Annotated in this window: 16 protein-coding genes, 1 tRNA gene and 2 pseudogenes; 17 read left to right on the top strand and 2 right to left on the bottom strand. The window is 37.0% G+C overall.

All coding sequences use genetic code 11. The features are described 5' to 3' along the window. Positions 1 to 329: 329 nt before the first annotated feature. Positions 330 to 998, bottom strand: coding sequence for a YtjB family periplasmic protein (locus QV06_RS10410; RefSeq protein ID WP_065238078.1), 669 nt, complete (start codon positions 996 to 998; stop codon positions 330 to 332). 102 nt (positions 999 to 1,100) lie between these two features. Here QV06_RS10410 and serB point away from each other — a divergent pair, with 102 nt between their 5' ends. The 17 genes and pseudogenes from serB (at position 1,101) to QV06_RS10335 (ending at position 19,883) form a co-directional block, all read left to right on the top strand. Beyond that, positions 1,101 to 2,027 (top strand): phosphoserine phosphatase, encoded by a 927-nt coding sequence (gene serB / locus QV06_RS10405; RefSeq protein ID WP_065238077.1) that lies wholly within the window; start codon positions 1,101 to 1,103, stop codon positions 2,025 to 2,027. An 11-nt stretch (positions 2,028 to 2,038) separates the two neighbouring features. Continuing rightward, positions 2,039 to 2,530: a YajQ family cyclic di-GMP-binding protein gene (locus QV06_RS10400; RefSeq protein WP_065238076.1), complete on the top strand. Its 492-nt coding sequence runs from the start codon at positions 2,039 to 2,041 to the stop codon at positions 2,528 to 2,530. Positions 2,531 to 2,546: 16 nt separating this feature from the next. Beyond that, positions 2,547 to 2,720 carry a DUF5363 family protein gene (locus QV06_RS11790; RefSeq protein ID WP_167348608.1) on the top strand — a complete coding sequence of 58 codons (174 nt, stop codon included), beginning with the start codon at positions 2,547 to 2,549 and terminating at the stop codon, positions 2,718 to 2,720. 90 nt (positions 2,721 to 2,810) lie between these two features. Continuing rightward, entirely contained in the window at positions 2,811 to 4,826 is a 2,016-nt protein-coding gene (ligA, locus tag QV06_RS10395) for an NAD-dependent DNA ligase LigA (RefSeq protein WP_065238075.1), read from the top strand. Positions 4,827 to 4,965: 139 nt separating this feature from the next. After that, a tRNA-Ile gene (locus tag QV06_RS10390) sits at positions 4,966 to 5,042 on the top strand. A gap of 412 nt (positions 5,043 to 5,454) precedes the next feature. Beyond that, positions 5,455 to 7,263, top strand: coding sequence for a ShlB/FhaC/HecB family hemolysin secretion/activation protein (locus tag QV06_RS10385; RefSeq protein WP_082985093.1), 1,809 nt, complete (start codon positions 5,455 to 5,457; stop codon positions 7,261 to 7,263). Between the two features lie 22 nt (positions 7,264 to 7,285). Further along, positions 7,286 to 14,527: a hemagglutinin repeat-containing protein gene (locus tag QV06_RS10380; RefSeq protein ID WP_065238074.1), complete on the top strand. Its 7,242-nt coding sequence runs from the start codon at positions 7,286 to 7,288 to the stop codon at positions 14,525 to 14,527. Positions 14,528 to 14,779: 252 nt separating this feature from the next. Then, positions 14,780 to 14,893 (top strand): annotated as a pseudogene (locus tag QV06_RS12025) (VENN motif pre-toxin domain-containing protein); the annotation flags it as partial. A gap of 93 nt (positions 14,894 to 14,986) precedes the next feature. Next, the gene (locus tag QV06_RS12115; RefSeq protein ID WP_082985092.1) at positions 14,987 to 15,808 is read left to right on the top strand and encodes an HNH endonuclease; all 822 of its coding nucleotides are present in this window, start codon (positions 14,987 to 14,989) and stop codon (positions 15,806 to 15,808) included. Beyond that, positions 15,798 to 16,193 (top strand): hypothetical protein, encoded by a 396-nt coding sequence (locus QV06_RS10365; RefSeq protein ID WP_065238072.1) that lies wholly within the window; start codon positions 15,798 to 15,800, stop codon positions 16,191 to 16,193. The genes QV06_RS12115 and QV06_RS10365 overlap by 11 nt, the downstream gene beginning before the upstream one ends. A gap of 54 nt (positions 16,194 to 16,247) precedes the next feature. Further along, positions 16,248 to 16,679, top strand: coding sequence for a VENN motif pre-toxin domain-containing protein (locus QV06_RS11595; protein ID WP_348536876.1), 432 nt, complete (start codon positions 16,248 to 16,250; stop codon positions 16,677 to 16,679). A gap of 21 nt (positions 16,680 to 16,700) precedes the next feature. Next, complete coding sequence (locus tag QV06_RS10360) at positions 16,701 to 17,213, top strand: colicin E3/pyocin S6 family cytotoxin (RefSeq protein WP_065238071.1); 513 nt, start codon at positions 16,701 to 16,703, stop codon at positions 17,211 to 17,213. Next, positions 17,210 to 17,458, top strand: a complete 249-nt coding sequence (locus QV06_RS10355) for a DUF7683 domain-containing protein (protein ID WP_065238070.1) — start codon at positions 17,210 to 17,212, stop codon at positions 17,456 to 17,458. The genes QV06_RS10360 and QV06_RS10355 overlap by 4 nt, the downstream gene beginning before the upstream one ends. Positions 17,459 to 17,500: 42 nt before the next feature. Next, a pseudogene (locus QV06_RS12220) lies at positions 17,501 to 17,629 on the top strand (VENN motif pre-toxin domain-containing protein); the annotation flags it as partial. A 403-nt stretch (positions 17,630 to 18,032) separates the two neighbouring features. Then, positions 18,033 to 18,293, top strand: coding sequence for a DUF1778 domain-containing protein (locus tag QV06_RS10345; RefSeq protein WP_082985091.1), 261 nt, complete (start codon positions 18,033 to 18,035; stop codon positions 18,291 to 18,293). A gap of 4 nt (positions 18,294 to 18,297) precedes the next feature. After that, entirely contained in the window at positions 18,298 to 18,765 is a 468-nt protein-coding gene (locus QV06_RS10340) for a GNAT family N-acetyltransferase (RefSeq protein ID WP_065238067.1), read from the top strand. A 191-nt stretch (positions 18,766 to 18,956) separates the two neighbouring features. Next, a complete protein-coding gene (locus QV06_RS10335; protein ID WP_065238066.1) occupies positions 18,957 to 19,883 on the top strand; it encodes a mechanosensitive ion channel family protein in 927 nt (308 codons plus the stop codon). Between the two features lie 49 nt (positions 19,884 to 19,932). On the opposite strand, the gene QV06_RS10330 is transcribed toward QV06_RS10335, so the two are convergent. After that, positions 19,933 to 20,694, bottom strand: a complete 762-nt coding sequence (locus QV06_RS10330) for an ATP-binding cassette domain-containing protein (protein WP_065234934.1) — start codon at positions 20,692 to 20,694, stop codon at positions 19,933 to 19,935. Position 20,695 lies beyond the last annotated feature (1 nt).

The following is a 20,695-nucleotide window of genomic DNA, read 5'->3' as shown; positions in this document are numbered from 1 at the left end:
CCTGTAATTAATCACAAATTTTAATAGATGTTTATTGGGTTCCCTCTCACACTTGCCCGAATGTAAATAAGATTCAAAAAAAGTGATCATTTTTCGAACACAGTGAGAAAAATCTCTGTTTTTTGCCGCCCGGAAAATCTTATTGGAATGAGGAACAGCAAGTGTGCGAGGGTTTGTTTTCTTTTGCCTTCTTTTCTTTGCAAATTCAAAGAAAAGAAGGTCACCCTTTAGGGCGAAACCTAAATGCTAATTAGGGCAAAAATATCTAAAAATATTAAATTGGACTTTGTCATCAGACAGATGATGTTATACAAAATACCATCTCTAACTTACCTTCTAAAACGCCGCCGCCTTTGATGAAACTGCTTACTACGTTGCTGATTTTCTATTGGTCGCCGCGAGAGCTTAATTGGTACAATTTTGACTTTTCTACGCCGAAAAACATAATGCACACTACTCGCAATAACTAATCCCACCAATAAAATTACAATCACCTCTGCATACAAATAACGGAATTGTTGATTAATATTGCTTTCTGTTGTTTGTCCATATTGCCCATCAAAAGTCACACGCAAAAAGCCAATAATATTATTGGCATTAAAAATAGGCTCCACAACTTGCTGTGTTTTCAACCCATCACTTTCCCCGTCTAACCCCAACTGCTGCCGTAAATCTAAAGCGTGTTGGCTTTGCGCTAATAATTCACCATTACCATTATAAACCGTGGCATCAAGCACAAATTTTTCACGACTAAATGTATTTAACACATCGGTTAATTTTTCAGAAGAGGCATTATTAGCTAACAGGGTAGAAAATAAGTTTGCTTGTTGGCGTACCAAAATATGTGAAAGGTTTGACACTTGGTTGATACTAGCGAGCTGCGAACCAAACTTGAATTGATTAATCCCAAATAAAATCACACCAATTGTGATACAGCTCATAATCAGGATACCTAGCAATAAGGCAATTCGAATACTCTTTTCTCTAACACTATACAAGATCTTACCTTTATTATTTCTATTCTGGTCAATTTATGCTTAAATGCGGATTGTAACAAATTTTTTCCTTTAACCCTAAAAATTAAAAATAAGGTTTTTTCTATGCAAACACTATTTCCTGTGTTACCAAAACCAACCCACTATCAACCTGATTTACCTCGCTTTCTTCTTTATACCAATAGCTTTACTCCAGAAAAATTAGCGCAATTTTTACAACAAAGTGAACAAATTCAACGATTAGCAGAATGGGATATTTTTGAATATCACTGTGTTTTATTACAACACCCAGATCCAGCACAATATATTGCTCTTGCCCATCAACTTAGCTTCGATTTATTTATTCTTAGCGCTACTCCACTTTTAGACCAAGCTGGACTATTAGTTATGGATATGGACTCTACTGCAATTAAAATTGAGTGTATTGATGAAGTAGCGAAACTCGCTGGTACAGGTGAAATGGTGGCAGCAATTACAGAAAGTGCAATGCGTGGGGAATTAGACTTTAAACAAAGTTTAAGACGACGAGTAGCCACTTTAAAAGGGGCTTCTGCAACCATTTTAGATCAAGTCCGTAATCATCTTCCTATTATGTCAGGGTTAGAACGAACCTTAGCTGAGCTACAAAAACTCGGTTGGAAAGTGGCGATTGCTTCAGGTGGATTTACTTACTTTGCTGAAGTTTTACAACAAAAATTTGGCTTAGTTGCTGTTTATGCTAACCGCTTTCAAATTAAAGATGGTTTTTTAACGGGTGAAGTAGAGGGTGAAATTGTTGATGCACAATATAAAGCTAATATATTGCAACAATTAGCACAACAACATCACATTGATATTCAACAGTGTATTGCAATTGGTGACGGCGCCAATGATTTATTAATGATGCAAGCTGCTGGGTTAGGTGTGGCATATCATGCGAAACCAAAAGTGCAACAACAAGCCCAAACTATGGTAAACTTCGCTGACTTAACAGCACTCCTCTGTATTTTGAGTGCTAACCAACAAGATTTCTATTTTCAACAACAAAAATAACGAGGAAAACTATGCCTTCATTTGATATTGTTTCTGAAATTACAATGCATGAAGTTAAAAATGCGGTTGATAATGCTAATCGTGATTTAAGTAATCGTTGGGACTTCCGTAATGTAACGGCTTCTATTGAATTAAATGAAAAAAATGAAACTATCAAGGTCGCAACTGAATCAGATTTCCAACTGGAACAACTTATTGATATTTTAAGAAACGCAATGCAAAAGCGTAATATCGAACCAACTTCACTTGATATCCCTGCCGATTACGAACACAGCGGTAAAACTTACGCCAAAGAGATTAAAATTAAACAAGGAATTGAAACAGAACTTGCGAAAAAAATTAGCAAAATGATTAAAGACTCTAAATTAAAAGTTCAAACACAAATTCAAGGGGATAAAGTACGAGTAACAGGTAAATCAAGAGATGATTTACAAAGCGTTATTCAATTAGTAAAAAGTGCAGGATTGGGACAACCATTCCAATTTAACAACTTCCGCGACTAACACTAAGGGGAACACTATGTCACAAGTTAAAGAAAACAAACCCGGTTTATTTAGAAAACTCCTAAAAAAATATGATGATTTTTGTCAGGAACTTGGTGTCGATCAAGGGGCTTGTCGCAGTTGTGTTCCTATTTATAAACAAGATCCTGAACCCGAAAAAAAAGCAACTGATAAAGAAAAAAACGCTTAATCACGTTTGCTAACCATACTATTAATTCTCAGTTAATCAGTCTTTCTGATTAACTGTTTTCTTTTTTCTAAATAAATTCTTTATTTCATTATGAAAGACTTGCAACAACAAATCGAACAATTACGTAATGAACTCCGTTATCATGAATATCAATATCATGTGCTTGATAACCCTGTGATCCCTGATGCTGAATATGATCGAATGATGAATCAGCTAAAACGGTGGGAAGCCGAACATCCAGAATTGATTACTGACGACTCGCCTACTCAACGAGTGGGAGCTAAACCCGATAATGGTTTTCAACAAATTCGACATGAAATTCCAATGTTATCGTTAGATAACGCTTTTTCAGATCAAGAATTTTTCGCCTTTATCCGACGTATTGAAGATCGTTTAGGGGCATTACCTTCCCCATTCACCTTCTGTTGTGAACCTAAATTAGATGGCTTAGCGGTAAGTATCTTATATGTAAATGGCAAACTTACCCAAGCCGCCACACGTGGTGATGGTGTAACTGGTGAAGATATTACCGCCAATATTCGTACTATTCGTAATATTCCATTACAGCTCCGTACAGATAACCCACCTGCTCGTTTAGAAGTAAGAGGTGAAGTTTTTATGCCTCACGATGGCTTTGAAAAACTTAACCACTATGCTTTAGAGCATGGAGAAAAAACGTTCGCTAATCCACGTAATGCTGCTGCGGGATCATTACGCCAACTTGATCCACAAGTAACTTATCACCGACCATTAATGTTAAATGCTTACGGTATTGGAATCGCTGAAGGCGTTGAATTGCCAACGACTCATTATGACCGCTTACAATGGCTAAAAAGTATTGGTATTCCTGTTAATAAAGAAATTCGCCTCTGTAATGGAACAGACGAAGTATTAGGCTTCTATCGTGCCATTGCTGAGAAGCGAAGCCAGCTTGGTTATGACATTGATGGTACTGTACTTAAGGTCAATGATATTACCTTACAAAATGAGTTAGGTTTTATCTCTAAAGCACCTCGTTGGGCTATTGCTTATAAATTCCCTGCTCAAGAAGAACTCACCATTCTCAACGATGTTGAATTCCAAGTTGGGCGTACAGGTGCGATTACCCCCGTAGCCAAACTTGAACCAGTTTATGTTGCTGGCGTTACCGTTAGTAATGCGACATTACATAATGGTGATGAAATTACCCGTCTTGATATTGCGATTGGTGATACTGTGATTATTCGCCGTGCTGGCGATGTTATCCCACAAATTATAGGTGTTGTACATGAACGCCGTCCTGCTAACGCTAAACCAATTATTTTTCCAACTCGTTGTCCAGTCTGCGACTCTGCTATCGTACGTATTGACGGTGAGGCTGTTGCTCGTTGTACTGGTGGTTTAGTTTGTGAAGCTCAACGCAAAGAGGGACTAAAACATTTCGTGTCACGTAAAGCTATGGATATTGATGGAGTTGGCGATAAACTAATCGAACAATTAGTTGATAAAGAGTATTTACATACTCCAGCAGATCTCTTCCGTTTAAGCAAAGAAACTTTAATGGGCTTAGAAAGAATGGGCGAAAAATCCGCGGAAAATGCACTCGCTAGTATTGAAAAAGCCAAGCACACTACACTCGCCCGATTTCTCTTTGCTTTAGGTATTCGTGAAGTCGGCGAAGCGACAGCACGCAATCTCGCCAACCATTTCCATACATTAGATAATGTCCGTCAAGCAACGCTTGAACAACTATTAGAAGTTCAGGATATTGGTGAAGTTGTTGCTAACCGCATTTTACTGTTCTGGCAAGAGGAACATAACCGTAACGTAGTTGAACAATTAATTCAACAAGGTGTTCTTTGGGAAGATGTACAACCGGCAAAAGAGATCCAAGATAATCTATTAAAAGATAAAACCGTAGTTCTCACTGGTACACTTACCGAAATGACACGCGATGAAGCTAAAGCAATCCTATTACAATTAGGTTGTAAGGTAACTGGCAGCGTATCAAGTAAGACTGATTTTGTCATTGCTGGAGATAACGCAGGTTCTAAGTTACAAAAAGCTGAAAGCTTAGGCGTTAATATATTGACTGAGCAACAATTTCTCGAGATCGTTAATCAATAATCTTCACTCAGTGATCAACGGATGAGCCTATCCGTTGATCCATTTATTGATGAGTGAATTTTACGCAAATAGTCAGCCCTTATCTGACAAAACTAGACTTCACTTTTATCTTTGTCTATAATCGTCCAGTCTTTTCAGCGCCCCCATAGCTCAGTCGGTCAGAGCAGTCGACTCATAATCGATTGGTCACAGGTTCAAGTCCTGTTGGGGGCACCATTTTATCATCTCAACTTCTCTACTTTGTCTTAATTATTCAAAATCTTCCAATACTATCATCGTGTAACTGTTTTCCTTAAATTAATTAAATTTAAGTAACTTCATATATAAATTTCAACTAAAATTACTTTGTCATACCCTATGAAATGAAATAGAGATGTATAGCATACAAGTTACCTTACTTTATTTTTATTAATATCCAAAAACATCTTTCCGTTATACTTAAATTTAATATCTCCTTGATTTCACTATAAATCTAAATCTTTATACAATAGCAATTCTATATTTAAAATAATTTAAAACACCCGCACTAAAATTTTAAAGTAAGTCTTTACATCCTCTAAAAATAAAGAGAAAATCTATTAAAGAATTGTTAACAACGTTGGTCTGGTAGATTACAAAGGTTATAATTATGTCTAAAAAACTGTCCTCTTTTGCTACTTTTTGTTGTTTGAATTTTCTGACTACATTTTCAATAGCCGCAGAAAACACCTCTGCAACTCATCAGGCATTTCCACAGAATTATCCTGCACAACGACAATTAGACGCTAAACAAAAACACTATCAACAAGCTCAGGAAAAAGCTCGCCAACAAGCATTTACTGAACATCGTGAAGTCCGGGTCACAACAACAGGTGAATCCTTGCAAGCCTTCCCAACAGAATCACCTTGCTTTATTATTTTACGCCTCTATTTGACTGAATTTTCACCAGAGAAATCCTCTATTGATACGCTCACTGCGGCGGAGTTAAGAACGCCTTTTGATTGGGCATTACGGGCTGTATATGCGCCAAAAGATTTCACTTTACCGCATTGTTTAGGTGGGCAAGGTATTAGTGAAATTATTAAACGAGTTCAAAATGCAATTATTGAAAAAGGCTTTGTTACCACACGTGTCTTAGCACAACCGCAAGATTTGCGCCAAGGTCGTTTAGTGCTTACTTTGGTGCCTGGTAAAGTGAGGCACATTCTGTTACGTGACCATAGTGATATCTTAAAAGCCCACAAAGGAACGGTTTGGTTTGCCTTACCATTAGGGCAAGGCGATTTATTGAATATTCGTGATATTGAACAAGGATTAGAAAACTTAAAACGCCCGCCACACGTGGAAGCTAATATTCAAATTGTTCCTGCCGAAGATACGCAAGCATTACCAGGAGAAAGTGATTTACAAATTGATTTTAAACAAGCTTTTCCTTACCGTTTAGCCTTGTCTTTAGATGATAGTGGTAGCAAAGCCACTGGACGCCTTCAAGCTGGAGTAACAGTATCCATTGAGAACTTACTCTCACTTAATGATATTTTTTATGGTTCCTACACACAAAGTATCTCGCGTGGCAGTGACACCCCAGGCCATCATGGTAGCCGTAGCACCAGTTTATATTATGCTATTCCCTGGAAAGAGTGGTTATTTAGCTTCTCTTCCACTCAAAATCGTTACCACCAAACAGTTTTTGGCGCATTTACCAATTATGAATATGCAGGACGCAGTGAAACGACAACGTTCAATCTTTCACGGGTGTTATATCGCAACAATGTCCGAAAAACTACCCTCAACGTAGGCATCTGGCATCGAGAAAGCGCTAACTTTATTGATGATGCGGAAATTGAAATTCAACACCGCCGTATGGCAGGGTGGACTGCTGGCTTAGCTCATCGTGAATATTTAGGCAGTGCAACCTTAGACATCAACTTTAATTATAAACAAGGCACAGGTGCGTATCATTCTCTGCCAGCACCAGAGGAACAATTTGGTGAAGGAAGCTCTCGTCCAACCATTATGACGGCATCTCTCAGCTTTAGACAGCCGTTTATGATTGGTCAACAATCATTCCAGTTCAATACATCATGGCAAGCACAATGGAATAAAACACCATTAATTTTACAAGATATGTTTAGTATTGGTGGTCGCTATACCGTACGTGGATTTGATGGTGAACTTACTCTGACTGGAGAACGAGGTTGGGTATGGCGCAATGAATTAGGCTGGAATATCGCTAATAAAGGACATGAACTTTATCTTGCATTAGATGGTGGTCATGTCAGTGGTAACTATACTAAAGAACTGCTTGGTCAAAATATGCTAGGCGGTGCGATGGGATTACGCGGTCATTTATGGGGGATTACTTATGACTATTTTGTGGGGATACCACTACACAAACCTGAGGGTTTTAAAACATCGCACGTCACCACAGGTTTCAATGTAAGTTATCAATTCTAAGCAAAGCGTTGAGGAATAAATTATGAATAAACATCTTTATCGCATTATCTTTAGTAAAACATTACAACGTTTAGTCGTGGTTTCTGAAATTGCATCGCGTGAAGGAAAAGCCAAACATCAAGGTCAACATTGCCATGCTACTTCTCTTAGCCAACGCCCTCATTGGCGATTAAAAGCCTTAACCATCGGGTTATATAGCCTTTTAGGTTTTTTCTATTTAACTTCCGTACACGCAGACGAATTACAAATCCGAGCAGATAATACTGCACCCAAAAACCAACAACCGATTGTTTTACAAACTGCAAATGGCTTGCCACAAGTTAATATTCAAACACCAAATGACAAAGGGTTATCGCATAATAAATACCAACAGTTTGATGTGGCTCAAAAAGGAGCTATTCTCAATAACAGCCGTAAAAATACACAAACAGAACAAGGCGGCTGGGTACAGGCGAACCCTTATTTAGTTGGTGGTGAAGCCAAAGTGATTTTAAATGAGGTCAATGCCACCAAACCAAGTCAATTAAAAGGCTATATTGAAGTGGCAGGCGGTAAAGCAGACGTGATTATCGCCAACCCAAGTGGGATTCATTGCGAAGGCTGTGGCATTATTAATGCAGGACGCAGCACATTTACCACTGGCGAAGTACAAATTGAAAATGGGCAAGTCACAGGCTATCGCGTAGAAAAAGGGGCGGTTACCGTGTCTGGTCGGGGATTCGATAGTAGCCGTCAAGATTACACCGATATTATTGCCAAAGAAGTTAAGGTAAATGCCGGCATTTGGGCAAATGAACTCAAGGTAACAACGGGACAAAATCAAGTTTCTGCCAAAAATGATAGTATTCAAGTTATCCGTGCTGGCGAAGCAAGCCAACCTGTAGGCTATGCCGTCGATGTCGCCGAATTAGGCGGAATGTATGCCAATAAAATTCATCTTATTGGGACAGAAAATGGTTTAGGGGTTCGCAATGCAGGGCATATTGGTGCCGCCGCAGGTGAAGTAAAAATTACTACTGAAGGACAATTAGTCAATACAGGCTATCTCGGAGCCAAACAAGATATTACCCTACAAAGCCAACAAATCAATAACCAACAAGGTATTATTTTTAGCCAACAACAAATATCTTTAACAGGAAATACTTTAGATAACCGTCGGGGGTCTATTCAAGCACAACAAGATATTGAAATTACGGCAAATCGTGAAATAAATAACCAAGCAATCACTACTCAAGGTTCAGTTATTCAAAGTGGTGCCACGCTCACTTTGATCACAAATCAGCTAAATAATCAAGACACCAAAGCAACGACAGCGATACCAACGCAAGGCTTATTAGGTCATCAGCTTACCTTGAGTAGTAAGCAACTGGATAATCAGCGAGGTGGTATTTATACCACCGATCAACTTAGTGCGAGTGTGGCACAAGATATCCATAATCAACAAGGTGAAATCCTCTCTTTAGGCAACGTGAATCTACAAGGCGATTCTCTCACATTACATAATCAACAAGGTCTTATTGAAAGTGGACAAAATTTAAAGTTAGTTCTACAGCAGTTTGATAACGAAGGCAATATTAAAAGTCATCATGATGCCTTGATTGAGTTGCAAAAAGACTTGATCCTCACACACCCCTTTATTGTGGCTGGTAATTTAGTCATAAAAACGAAAGAAAATTTGATTAATCATTCTCAATTAATCACGGGAAAAGGCTTACAAATAACAGCAAAACAGATTGAGAATCTAATAAATAGTGAGTTCACCTCGCCAAATACCCAACTGACTGCAAATTTATTGATCAACCGGGGATTAATTGATGGTACACAAAATGTAATTTATGTGAATACCTTAAATAATCTCGGTACAGGTCGCATTTATGGCGATGAGTTAGCGATTCAAGCCAATGTATTAAATAATCAACCAGAACATTCCAATAACGAAGTACATACTGCAACCATAGCGGCACGTAAAAACCTCCATCTCGGTGTAGGCACCTTAACCAATAGTGATCATGCCTTAATTTTGAGTTTAGGGGATTTAACGATTGCTGGACAAATCGATGCAAGCCAACGTGCCATTGGACAAGCTGATTTTGTGGATAATGGTAGTGCTACTATTGAAGCCTTGGGGAATGGAAAAATTAATACTAAACGGTTATGGAATCATGATTTGCATCTTGTAACGGGATACGATGTTACTCACGATTATATAGAAGAGTATCGTCCTAATGGTAGTAGCACTTTTTATACTAATAAGGAAGGCTATTTAGATTGGAATAATAATAGCCGACATGATGCAAATGCTTATTTTCGTTTCAAAGTACCAAATAAGCCTACAGTTGGCAATGATACATGGTATCAACGTTTTTATACACAAACGATAACAACCTCTAAATTAATCTCAAATGATCCAGCAAAGATATTGCTTGGAAAAGATTTATATTTATCAGGAACAGCGCTTATTAATGAAGATTCCAAATTATTTATTGGTGAGAATTTATTTCTAGGTAATGAAATTTTTTCCTCAAACATAAACCATGAGAATATTGGACTACAAACAGTATTAATCAATAAATCATTTGATGCAACGATAGATAGACATAATCAAGGTAAAACCTCTACACTTGTTGCAGAAAGACATAGACACAAATTTCATCATGTTTGGTCACATTATACACACAATGAACAATATTTCTCAGAAGATTTACCAACAGAACATTTTAAATTTGGTTTAACTGAAAATACGATTGGTCAACCAATTGATACACAATATCAAACAACTGCACAATTAACTTCGCTAGAATTGACCAATATACAAATGAGCCAAAAGACAGAAAAGGTAAAAACACACCAACCCATTATTCACCTGCCACACATCAGTCTCTATAAGATTAACCAAAATCCAGATAGTCATATTCTAGTTGAAACAGATCCAAAATTTACTCAGCGAGATAAATGGCTAAGCTCAGATTATATGTTTGATGCATTGCGAGCTGATCCACAACGTATGTTAAAACGACTTGGTGACGGTTTTTATGAACAACGTCTGATTAATGAACAAATTAACCAACTGACAGGGCAACGTTATTTACCTGGCTATACCAACGATTTAGAACAATATAAAGCGTTAATGAATAATGGTATTCATTATGCAAAACGGTTTAATTTACAAATTGGTATTGCATTAACGCCTGAACAAATGAGTTTATTAACTAATGATATGGTGTGGTTAGTAAAACAAGATATTTCCTTACCATCAGGCAAAACCGTAACGGTATTAGTCCCACAAGTATATCTTGTTTCTCACCATTATGATGTAGATAGTCTTGGAGGTTTAATTGCAGCGAAACAAATTAAAGGAGAGTTAATAAATCGAATCGAAAACAGTGGTGTTATTGCAGGACGACAATTAATAAACCTCAGTAGTACAAACTTACTTAACCAAAAAGGAGGCTTACTGATTGGTGAAAATGTATCACTTTCTGTAAAAGAAAATTTAAATAATCTAGGTGGGCAAATTAACGCAGATTCTTTATATACAAAAGCGAAGAACATCAATATAGCGAGTACAATGAGTACAAGCCAAGCATATACAGCTTATCATACAGAACGAGATCAAATTGCCAACCTCACTATTAAACATGATGCAATATTATCAGCTAGTCAGTCAGCTATTTTACAAGGCGTACAAATGCAAATTGGTGGTAATGCTATAATTCAATCTGCGGGTAACTTACGATTAGATACACTGACTCGCCAAGAAAAATTAAATTATGTCACAGATATAGATAATTATTGGACATTAGACAAAACAGAACACATTGGAAATCAATTGTCTGTACAAGGGAATATTTACTTAGCAGGGGTGAATGGGATTAATATGACAGGTAGCGAAATTAACGCTAAAGGCGAGATTAATCTATCTTCTACCCGAGGTAATATCACTTTACAGGAAAGTAGGACACAAGAAAGATTATCTTCTGCAGTTAAATATAAAGTCAAAGATATACTCAGCAGTACAACAACGACAATTAAACACGATCATCAATATGACTTAGCCCAAGGTTCACAACTCTCAGGAAATAACGTTTCTATTGTTGCAAATCAAGGCAAAGTCTCCATTAAAGGCAGCACCATGGTTGCTGATAACAATGTGAGCTTACAAGCTCAAGATATTGAGATCACTGCGGCTAAAAACACCAGACAAGAACATGATTTTTACTCAGAGAAGAAATCAGGTGTAATGAGTAGTGGTGGGTTTGGTTTTACCATTGGTAGCCGTTCAGAAAAACATGATTATACTGATAATGAAATTACCCAATCCGATGTGCGCGCCACAATAGGCAGCTTAGGCGGAGATGTTACCTTAGTCGCAGGCAAACAGGCGACTATCTTAGGGACAGACGTCATAGCTCAACCAGATAAAGCGATCAACGTTACTGCAAAATCGCTGACCGTAGATGCGGGTAAAGACATCATTGAACGCCATGAACAACATGAATTTAAACAATCAGGATTAACGGTTTCCTTATCAACGCCAGCTACCGATATGGGAATGAAAGCGAGAGAAAGCCTAGCGCGTAGCCAACAGGTTACAGACAGCCGCTTAAAAGCGCTTTATGCGATTAAAGCTGCACAAGAGGGTGTGATAGCGGCTCAAGAGGCGAAGAAAGCCGTTGAAACAGTACAAGCAGGGAAAAAAGCTGACTTTAAAGTGTCTATCGGCGTTGGCTCAAGTAAGTCTGCTTCAAGCAGTGAAACCACGCAAATTACCCATCAAGGTAGCACACTCAACGCAGGTCAAGTGAATCTCACTGCCACAGATGGCGATATTGCGGTTCTCGGCTCAACCATTCAATCGGCGGAAAAAGTGTCACTAGATGCAGCAAAATCCCTTCAATTAACCTCCGTCCAAGACATTGAACGTCAACGCAGCCAAAATAGTAACAGCGGTTGGAGTGCTGGGGTATTTGCTGGTGTCAATGGTGGCAGCCCAGGTTTTGGTGTTGAAGGCGCAATCCAAAAAGGCAAAGGGCATGAAAACAGTAACTCAGTGATTCAACGTAACACCACAGTTCAAGGTCAAGCTGTACAGTTACGCAGTGGCGAAGATACCGCCTTAAAAGGTGCAGTCGTTACTGGTGATAAAGTTAATGTTGAGGTTGGCAATAATCTTGTAGTAGAAAGCCGCCAAGATAGCCAACAGTATGACAGTAAACAAATACAAGGTGGGGTAAGTGCTGGTGTATCTGTGATAGGTAGCGGCTCTTATGCTTCTGTCAATGGCAGCCTTAACCGCGGTAAACTCAATGCGGCATATGTTGAAACACAAAGCGGATTACACGCAGGGGAAGCAGGGTTAACCGTCAATGTGGCAGGCAATACCCACTTAACAGGCGCTATCGTTGACAGTCAAGCAAGCCAAGAGAAAAACCACTTTACCACAGGCAGCTTAACCTCAGAAAATATTGAAAATTACAGCGAAGCCAAAGTGGAATCCGTCGGCGGTGGGCTTTCTACTGACCCAACGCAAAATATTGCTAATAGCTTTGCAACGGGATTAAGTGCTTTAGGGAACATTAATAAACAAGATAGCAGCACCACCCACAGTGCGGTAGGAAGTAATATTCTGCTTACCACGCAACAAGGTGATGTCTCGACTTCCCTTTCTCGCGATACCACCACAGCAAACGAACGGATTGATAAAACCGAGATGGCTGACCTAAAAACACGCCAAGAGATGGCACAAGTGATTGGTGAAATAGCCAATAATGGCATCACCATCGTGTTAAAACCAAAATTAGATGAAGCAGAACGGCAAAAAGCCAAAGCGGAAGCAATATTAAAAAACGACAAGTATAACCAAGCAGCACAACAACAATTAGATACAGCCAATGAAGTCATAAAAACCTACGGACAAGGCGGTCAAATCCAATTAGCCGTGCGTGCAGTTACAGGTGTGTTACAAGGAATAGCAACAGGTGAAGCCTCGCAAGCGGTAGTCGGTGGATTATCGCCGTATGCCAATTATGCGATAAAGGAAGCAACCACTAATCAAATAACAGGCGAAGTAGATACCCAAGCAAATTTAATTGCTCATGCTCTATTAGGTGCAATCGAAGCCTATGCCACAGGAAACAACGCTGCTGCAGGCGCTGCGGGTGCGGTCAGTGGTGAGTTAGCAGCAAAAATTATCACAGAACAGCTTTACCAAAAAGCACCAGACCAACTCACTGAAGTTCAAAAACAAACGGTATCTACCTTAAGCCAACTCGCCAGTGGTTTAGCCGGTGGCTTGATTAGCGACAATACCGCAGGGGCGATTAGTTCAGCAGAAATTGGTAAACGGGCGGTTGAGAATAACTTCCTTTCTGAAAAAGAGATTACTATTCTAGAAAAACTTGCTCAGAAAAAAGTATTAACACCAGAGGATGTTGAACGTATTACGAGCATCAAAATGAAAGATAAAGTCTCTGATACCTTGCTGACTAAATATCAGCAAGACCCAACATCATTAACCCCTCAAGAATATCAACAACTCATGTATTGGGTGAATGAAGCGGCAGCTTGGCAACCTGAAACCGCCAAGAATATTTTAAAAATGGATGTGACAGGACCTGCAATAGAATATTCAAACCCTGAATTAGATAAGAAATACCAAGCTGCACATAGGATTTACAGTTCATTAGATTATCAATTTGGTAAATCCACTTTAGAGGGATTGGCGGTGCTTGGGAATAGTGGTAATGCAATAATTAAAGGGGTTACTACTGTTGAAACGCTTGCTAGAGGGATCAGTGATAGAGCCTTTATCACTGCTCTGCAAGCTGAAAAGGCAATGGGTAAAATTTCGCCTACATTACAATGGCTAGAAAAACATCCTATAGCGAGTGAAACGCTGATTGCAGGAACAGTTTCAACGGGGTTTGATATTTATAATGGAAATATATCTCTAAATGATAGAGATAGCCTAGCGAAGCTCCCTCTTAATTATGCTTTAGCTGGCGTAATGGCAGGAAAGACATTAGGACAACAGTTGTCTATTAATGCTATTTATCAAGGCATAACATTATCAGATAAAAACTTATCAAATGAAGATTTTATGAAAACTTTAGGTAGTTCAACATTCGGGAATACTATTAGTTTCGGAATTGATCAAATTTTATTAAACAATAGAACAAATCCTCTTATCAGACAAACCATATCTAATATTATAGGTAACTCTATTGAAATGCCTAATTCTAAAAAAGAGGATAATCAACAATGAAAATTTTCATATATGGATTTATTACAATTTATATAGGTATAATTTCAGCAAAAATATTCGCCTATTTATTTGATAAATATATAAATCATATTATAAGTAGTATTGATTTTTTTGCTCCTATAAAAATTTCAATAGTTGGAGCTATTATAATATATGTTATACGTATAATTTTTAACAAAAATGATTAAAATAGATGTAATTTAAAATAATAATTCTGCAAGAAAGGTTAGTGGTGAATTAGCTGCCAAAGTAATTAGCAAACAGCTTTACCAAAAATCACCAGACCAACTCACTGAAGTTCAAAAACAAACAGTATCCACCTTAAGCCAACTTACCAGTGGTTTAGCCGGTGGGTTAATTAGCGACAATACCGCAGCAGCGATTAGTTCAGCAGAAATTGGTAAACGGGCGGTTGAGAATAACTTTAACCTTAATTATAGCAATGAAGAACTAGAGGGAATGGCGATAAATGCAAAAGTTTCAGCATTAACTAAAGAGATTGATCAAAAGGTTATTGATAAGTTTGAAAGAGAACATCCTGAGCTTATAGAAAACCTAAAAACAACAGGGGATATAGCTTCTTTCTTAGCCGATTTAACGCCTGTAATTGGCGACGCTAAATCATTTATTGAAGCTGAAGATGGAGTTGACTATTTATTAGCTGCTGTTGGAATTATTCCTGGTTCTGATATTGCAATAAAGCCACTCAAAGCGGCTAAACAAGCTTTTCAAAAGGCAAAAGAAGCTGAAAAATTAGGACTAGCTAAAGATGTTATTAAATATCAACAAGAAGCAACAAGATATATTAATAATTCTGTTAATGGATTTTATGATTCCAAAGAATATAGGCAATGGTTTATTCAAAAATATGGAAATAATGTTAAATCAACCACTGTTCCTCCAAGTAATGCAAAAAATGTTAATTTAGCTGGTAAGCGTCACCCAATAACAGGGGTACCATTTGATAATAAAGGATTCCCAATATTTGATAAATATGCTACTTATGATACTCGATTAGATATTTCTAGTTTTAGAAATAAATCTTATACAGAACAAATGAGTATGGCGACTAAAGATTTAGCTAGTGCTATAGAAAAGGGGTATATTAATAAAAATAATTTTACTTCAGAACAACTTAATGCAATTTATCATGGCGAGAAAAAAATACCAGTATTTACATGGCATCATCACCAAGATACAGGAAGAATGCAATTAATTGATTCTGATATTCATAAAAAAACAGGTCATATAGGTTGGGAGGGAATTAAAGATGCAAAATAAATTAAAGCTGACTCGAGATGAGAGTAGTGATATTGGCTTTGTTAAATCAACTCTAATTGCTGAAGCAATAACTCTAAAAGAATTTAATAATTGGATTATTTTTATAATAAACAATCATTCTATAGATGAGTTGCCTCTATATATATTTGATTTAATCGATTTTAAAGGATATTTATGTGATTTAACTAATATCATTGGTTTTGTCCCATATGCAGGATTGAATGATAATGAAAATGACGCATTATATGGTATAGCATTAAAACGTTTTGGAAAAATTGTTGACTGTCCTATATCTTATCAATATGCTTTAGAAGCATTAAATAACAATCCTCATGTCTTAATAAGATTTAAAGAAACATTCCCTTTTATTAAATTAGATTTTTAATAGTGTATTAGAAAAATGAAGTAGAAATATTAGCAATAAAATACATTTCACTATATTAGTAATAAAAAATGGAACAACGCTGCCGCAGGAGCAGCTGGTGCAGTTGGCGGTGAATTAGCTGCCAAAGTAATTAGCAAACAGCTTTACCAAAAATCACCAGACCAACTCACCGAAGCTCAAAAACAAACAGTATCCACCTTAAGCCAACTCGCTAGTGGTTTAGCCGGCGGGTTAATTAGCGACAGTACCGCAGGGGCGATTAATGCAGCGGAAATTGGTAAACGGGCGGTTGAGAATAATGGATTACTTAGTGGACAAGTTTCTGATTTATTTAGAGAGTTGGAAGCAGCGGGGAAAGATAAGCAACCTATAGAAGAAATTTTTATAAAAGCTAAAGCACTAAGTGATAAGCAATATAAAGAATTAACAGAAAACTGTACTGATTCTGCAATCTGCCGTTACGGCACAGAAAAAGCATTAGAATAAGCAAATCAAAAAGCCTTTGAATTGGTAGGATATTTTAATTCCAAACTAAGCAATTTATCTTATGAAGCTCAAAATAAATTTCTTGAGTTTATTATTGATGAAAACAGTAAAGAATTTAATTTTATTGAAGAAAACAGAACGATTACTGAAAAAGCGATAGTTGGTTTGGTAGAGAGTTTTATTGCCTCTCAACAAACTCAAGGAATAAAAATATCACCTAAGATTGCTAGTTTTGCTAAAAAAGTTAAAAATCCAAATATACAAAATAAAGATTGGAAGTATATTCCAGCTCCTAAACAGGAAGAAATAACGGGGTTCAAAGACTTAGCCAAAATAAAATATAAAACACCTGTTCAAGGAGGAGGAAGACTTCGTGAACGTTGGAAAGATAAAGAGGGGAATATCTATGAATGGGATTCTCGACATGGAACAATGGAAAAATATAATAAGCGAGGCAAGCATTTAGGAGAATTTGATTTTAAAACAGGAGAACAACTTAAAAATGCAGATCCAACAAGGAGAATAGAACCATGATAGAAGTTACTAGATATATAGAAGTTTATGACAATATAACCGAGGAGTTAATAGACTCGTATGAAATAACGTTACCTGATGAGGAAGCGATTAGTTATATCAAGCCTGATGATGATGATCGTTATGCTATTGGTGGTGCGTATGAGTTAAATGAGGAGCAAGTAATTGATTTGGGTGGAAAAAAATTAGTGTCTTTATATCATAACAAAGATGTATCATTTTTTGCAGCTTGTTATCAGAAATAAAGATAAACTAGAAAAAACTTAAACTAACTAACAGAAACATAAAAACAAACGGTATCCACCTTAAGCCAACTTGCCAGTGGTTTAGCCGGTGGCTTGATTAGCGACAGTACCGCAGGAGCGATTAATGCAGCGGAAATTGGTAAACGGGCGGTTGAGAATAACTTCCTTTCTGAAAAAGAGATTACTATTCTAGAAAAACTTGCTCAGAAAAAAGTATTAACACCAGAAGATGTTGAACGTATTACGAGCATCAAGATGAAAGTGTCATATGTTTGATATGTTCTTTCGATTGTTAAGGCTTTGGATTGCTTAATATTAAAAGCAAAAAGGGAACATAATTAAATTACATAGATGAGGAAAAAGTGAATAGGAAATTGATTATCCAAAAAATCCTGAATTGCCATCTTTTATAAAACTACGAATATTCCAAAACCAGCATAATCATTACTAATCTCCTCTTTCCAGGAGTTCTTTTTTTAAATTAATTAAATCTATTACAATCGCGTTGCATACACAATCGATACACAATATAATTTGTATATTGATTGTGTATTAGTAAATAATGGAGATCATTATGCGTACTGCAGCGATTAACTTACGAGCCCAACCTAGTCAGCGTGATTTAATTGATTATGCTGCTTCTTTGCTGGGTAAAACCCGTTCTGATTTTATGCTAGATGCCGCTTGTATTTATGCACAAAATGTGATTTTAGATAGAACAGTATTCCAATTGAATGATGAAAAATTTAATCACTTCATTGAGGCATTGGAACAATCTAATTCAACAAATTCCGGTCTAGAAAAATTAATGAATATTAAATCGCCGTGGGAATAAACAAATGTATTCCGCTCCTGAATTATTACAGTCTCATCATCATGTGAACTTGTTTGATTGTGGTGAAGAAGTGTTAAATTTATGGCTTAAGCATAACGCATTGAAAAATCAACAAAGTCACGCAAGTAGAACATTTGTGATTTGCAAAGAAAATGTTGTTGTTGGTTTTTATGCTTTAGCCGCAGGATCAGTAACACATCAGTTGGTATCCAGTGCATTAAGGCGCAATATGCCAGAACCAATTCCCGTTATTGTACTAGGAAGACTCGCTATAGACGTGAAATATCAAGGGCAAAAATTAGGTGCAGCTTTACTTAAAGATGCAGTATTGCGAGCAAAAATTGTCGCAGAACAAGTCGGAGTAAAAGCTTTATTGGTACACGCTCTTAACGATAATGTAAGACAATTTTATTTAAATTATGGATTTCAATCATCCCCTATTGATGACAGATTATTAATGTTGAAATTGTGATGGGTTTAAAACATAGGCTCTCTGTAGTGATCCACTAAATTAGCTGTAGAAGATCAGACTTGCTCTTCTACAGATTAACGCCATATCCCCCTATCTTTATCATTACCCTATTAACCGTCCCCTTCCCAATTTGATCTTTCTGTTTACATAATTATAATAATTGGCTTTCATTTTTATTAACAGGAGTAATTATGGCGGAAAATACAAAAGCTGTTGAAAGTAACCTAACTAATTCTCTCGATTTACAAAATGTGGATTGGCATTCCCTCTTTAGTCAACAACAACTTTTAAACTTTTTTAATGATTGGGTTGTGCCTTATTCTCTAAAAATTTTGCTTGCGATCATTATTTTTCTAATTGGGAAACGTCTAGCAAGATTTATCAGTAAGTTGTTAGCAGCAATGATTAATCGCACTGTTAAAGATGAAATGCTCAGTGAGTTTGTTCGTTCTATTTCCTACTTTGCATTATTACTTATTGTTGTGATCGCTGCTCTTTCACAACTTGGTATTAATACAACTTCTCTCGTAGCATTAATTGGTGCTGCTGGTTTAGCGATTGGTTTATCTCTACAAAACTCACTGCAAAACTTTGCTGCTGGTGTGATGATTCTAATTTTTAAACCTTTCCGAAAAGGTGATTTTATTGAAGTCGCTAGCAGTTCTGGAACAGTTACCCAAATCGGTCTATTAATGTTGGAATTACGTACTGGCGATAATAAAACAGTTTTAGTGCCAAATAATCAGATCTTTACGCAAAAGATTACTAACTATTCAATGAATCAAACACGCCGTATTGATTTTATTTTTGATATCTCTTATGAAGCGGATATTGCTAAAGCCAAAGAAATTATTGCACGTTGCTTAGCGGAAGAACCTCGTATCTTGAAAACCCCTGAACCATTAATTGTAGTAGGGGCATTAGCCGCAAGCAGTGTGCAGTTATTTGTGCGTCCTTGGGTAAATACCACCGATTACTGGGGCGTTCATTTTGCGATTATGGAAAAGATTAAACTAAAATTTGATAAAGCTGGTATTGATATTCCTTTTAATCAATTAGATATTAATTTAACTAGCAATCCTGTAGAAGCAATTGAAAAGAATAGTGAGCAAAAATAGTTGTTTTCATTGAAAAATACGTGCGCCAATATGGCGCACATTTCTTTTTTTATTGTTGTAGTAGTCTCTTGGTCTGCTCTGCTTGTGGATCTGCAATCACATCTAATGTATCGCCATATTCAATAATTTGCCCTTCGTGCAGCACCAATAATTGATCAGCAATGTGCTTAATTATTCCTAAATTTTGCCCAATATAAATATACGCAATACCGAGTCGTTCTTGTAAATTCAGCAACAAATTAATTAATTGTGCCCTAACTAACGAATCTAAGGAGTTTAACGCATCATCAACAATAATAACTTCTGGTTCCAATATCAGCGTACGTGCTAACGCAATCCGTTGTTTTTGACTTATCGTTAAATCACTAAAACGGATATTGGCATGAATAGGTGCTAAGCCAACTAAACGCAGAGTTTGAAAGATTTTTTGATTACGTTCTTCTTCGGATAAAGGGGTCGCTAAACGTAAAGGTAAATCTAATGTCTGCCCGACATTTAAATGTGTATTAAAGGTCGCATTTGGATCTTGAAATAGCATCCGAATGTGTTTAGAACGAAATGAATAATCACCAAATTTTAATAACCGATCTCTGAAAAAAATATCGCCTGCTGTTGGTTCTGTAATTCCAACAATCATTTTAGCTAAAGTGGATTTTCCAGAACTATTCTCTCCCATAATCGCTAGGGTTTTACGCTGTTCGATCTGAAAAGAGATATCCTTGACTGCATCAAAAGCTCGATTAAATAACGCACTACCACTGGCAGGAAAGGTTTTGGTTAGGTTTTCAACACGTAAAACAACTTCACTCATC

Source organism: Gallibacterium genomosp. 3 (assembly GCF_001678475.1).
GTDB lineage: Bacteria > Pseudomonadota > Gammaproteobacteria > Enterobacterales > Pasteurellaceae > Gallibacterium > Gallibacterium faecale.
The sequence above is the reverse complement of the archived record's forward strand: the minus strand, read 5'-3'. Positions and strand labels throughout refer to the sequence as shown.

What these genes read in the sequence shown, in the direction of transcription:
- serB (WP_065238077.1), top strand. Translation starts at nt 1,101, where the DNA reads ATGCAAACACTATTTCCTGTGTTACCAAAACCAACCCACTATCAACCT.
- QV06_RS10385 (WP_082985093.1), top strand. Translation starts at nt 5,455, where the DNA reads ATGTCTAAAAAACTGTCCTCTTTTGCTACTTTTTGTTGTTTGAATTTT.
- QV06_RS10345 (WP_082985091.1), top strand. Translation starts at nt 18,033, where the DNA reads ATGCGTACTGCAGCGATTAACTTACGAGCCCAACCTAGTCAGCGTGAT.
- QV06_RS10335 (WP_065238066.1), top strand. Translation starts at nt 18,957, where the DNA reads ATGGCGGAAAATACAAAAGCTGTTGAAAGTAACCTAACTAATTCTCTC.
- QV06_RS11790 (WP_167348608.1), top strand. Translation starts at nt 2,547, where the DNA reads ATGTCACAAGTTAAAGAAAACAAACCCGGTTTATTTAGAAAACTCCTA.
- QV06_RS10365 (WP_065238072.1), top strand. Translation starts at nt 15,798, where the DNA reads ATGCAAAATAAATTAAAGCTGACTCGAGATGAGAGTAGTGATATTGGC.
- QV06_RS10400 (WP_065238076.1), top strand. Translation starts at nt 2,039, where the DNA reads ATGCCTTCATTTGATATTGTTTCTGAAATTACAATGCATGAAGTTAAA.
- QV06_RS10340 (WP_065238067.1), top strand. Translation starts at nt 18,298, where the DNA reads ATGTATTCCGCTCCTGAATTATTACAGTCTCATCATCATGTGAACTTG.
- ligA (WP_065238075.1), top strand. Translation starts at nt 2,811, where the DNA reads ATGAAAGACTTGCAACAACAAATCGAACAATTACGTAATGAACTCCGT.
- QV06_RS12115 (WP_082985092.1), top strand. Translation starts at nt 14,987, where the DNA reads ATGGCGATAAATGCAAAAGTTTCAGCATTAACTAAAGAGATTGATCAA.
- QV06_RS10355 (WP_065238070.1), top strand. Translation starts at nt 17,210, where the DNA reads ATGATAGAAGTTACTAGATATATAGAAGTTTATGACAATATAACCGAG.
- QV06_RS10380 (WP_065238074.1), top strand. Translation starts at nt 7,286, where the DNA reads ATGAATAAACATCTTTATCGCATTATCTTTAGTAAAACATTACAACGT.
- QV06_RS10330 (WP_065234934.1), bottom strand. Translation starts at nt 20,694, where the DNA reads ATGAGTGAAGTTGTTTTACGTGTTGAAAACCTAACCAAAACCTTTCCT.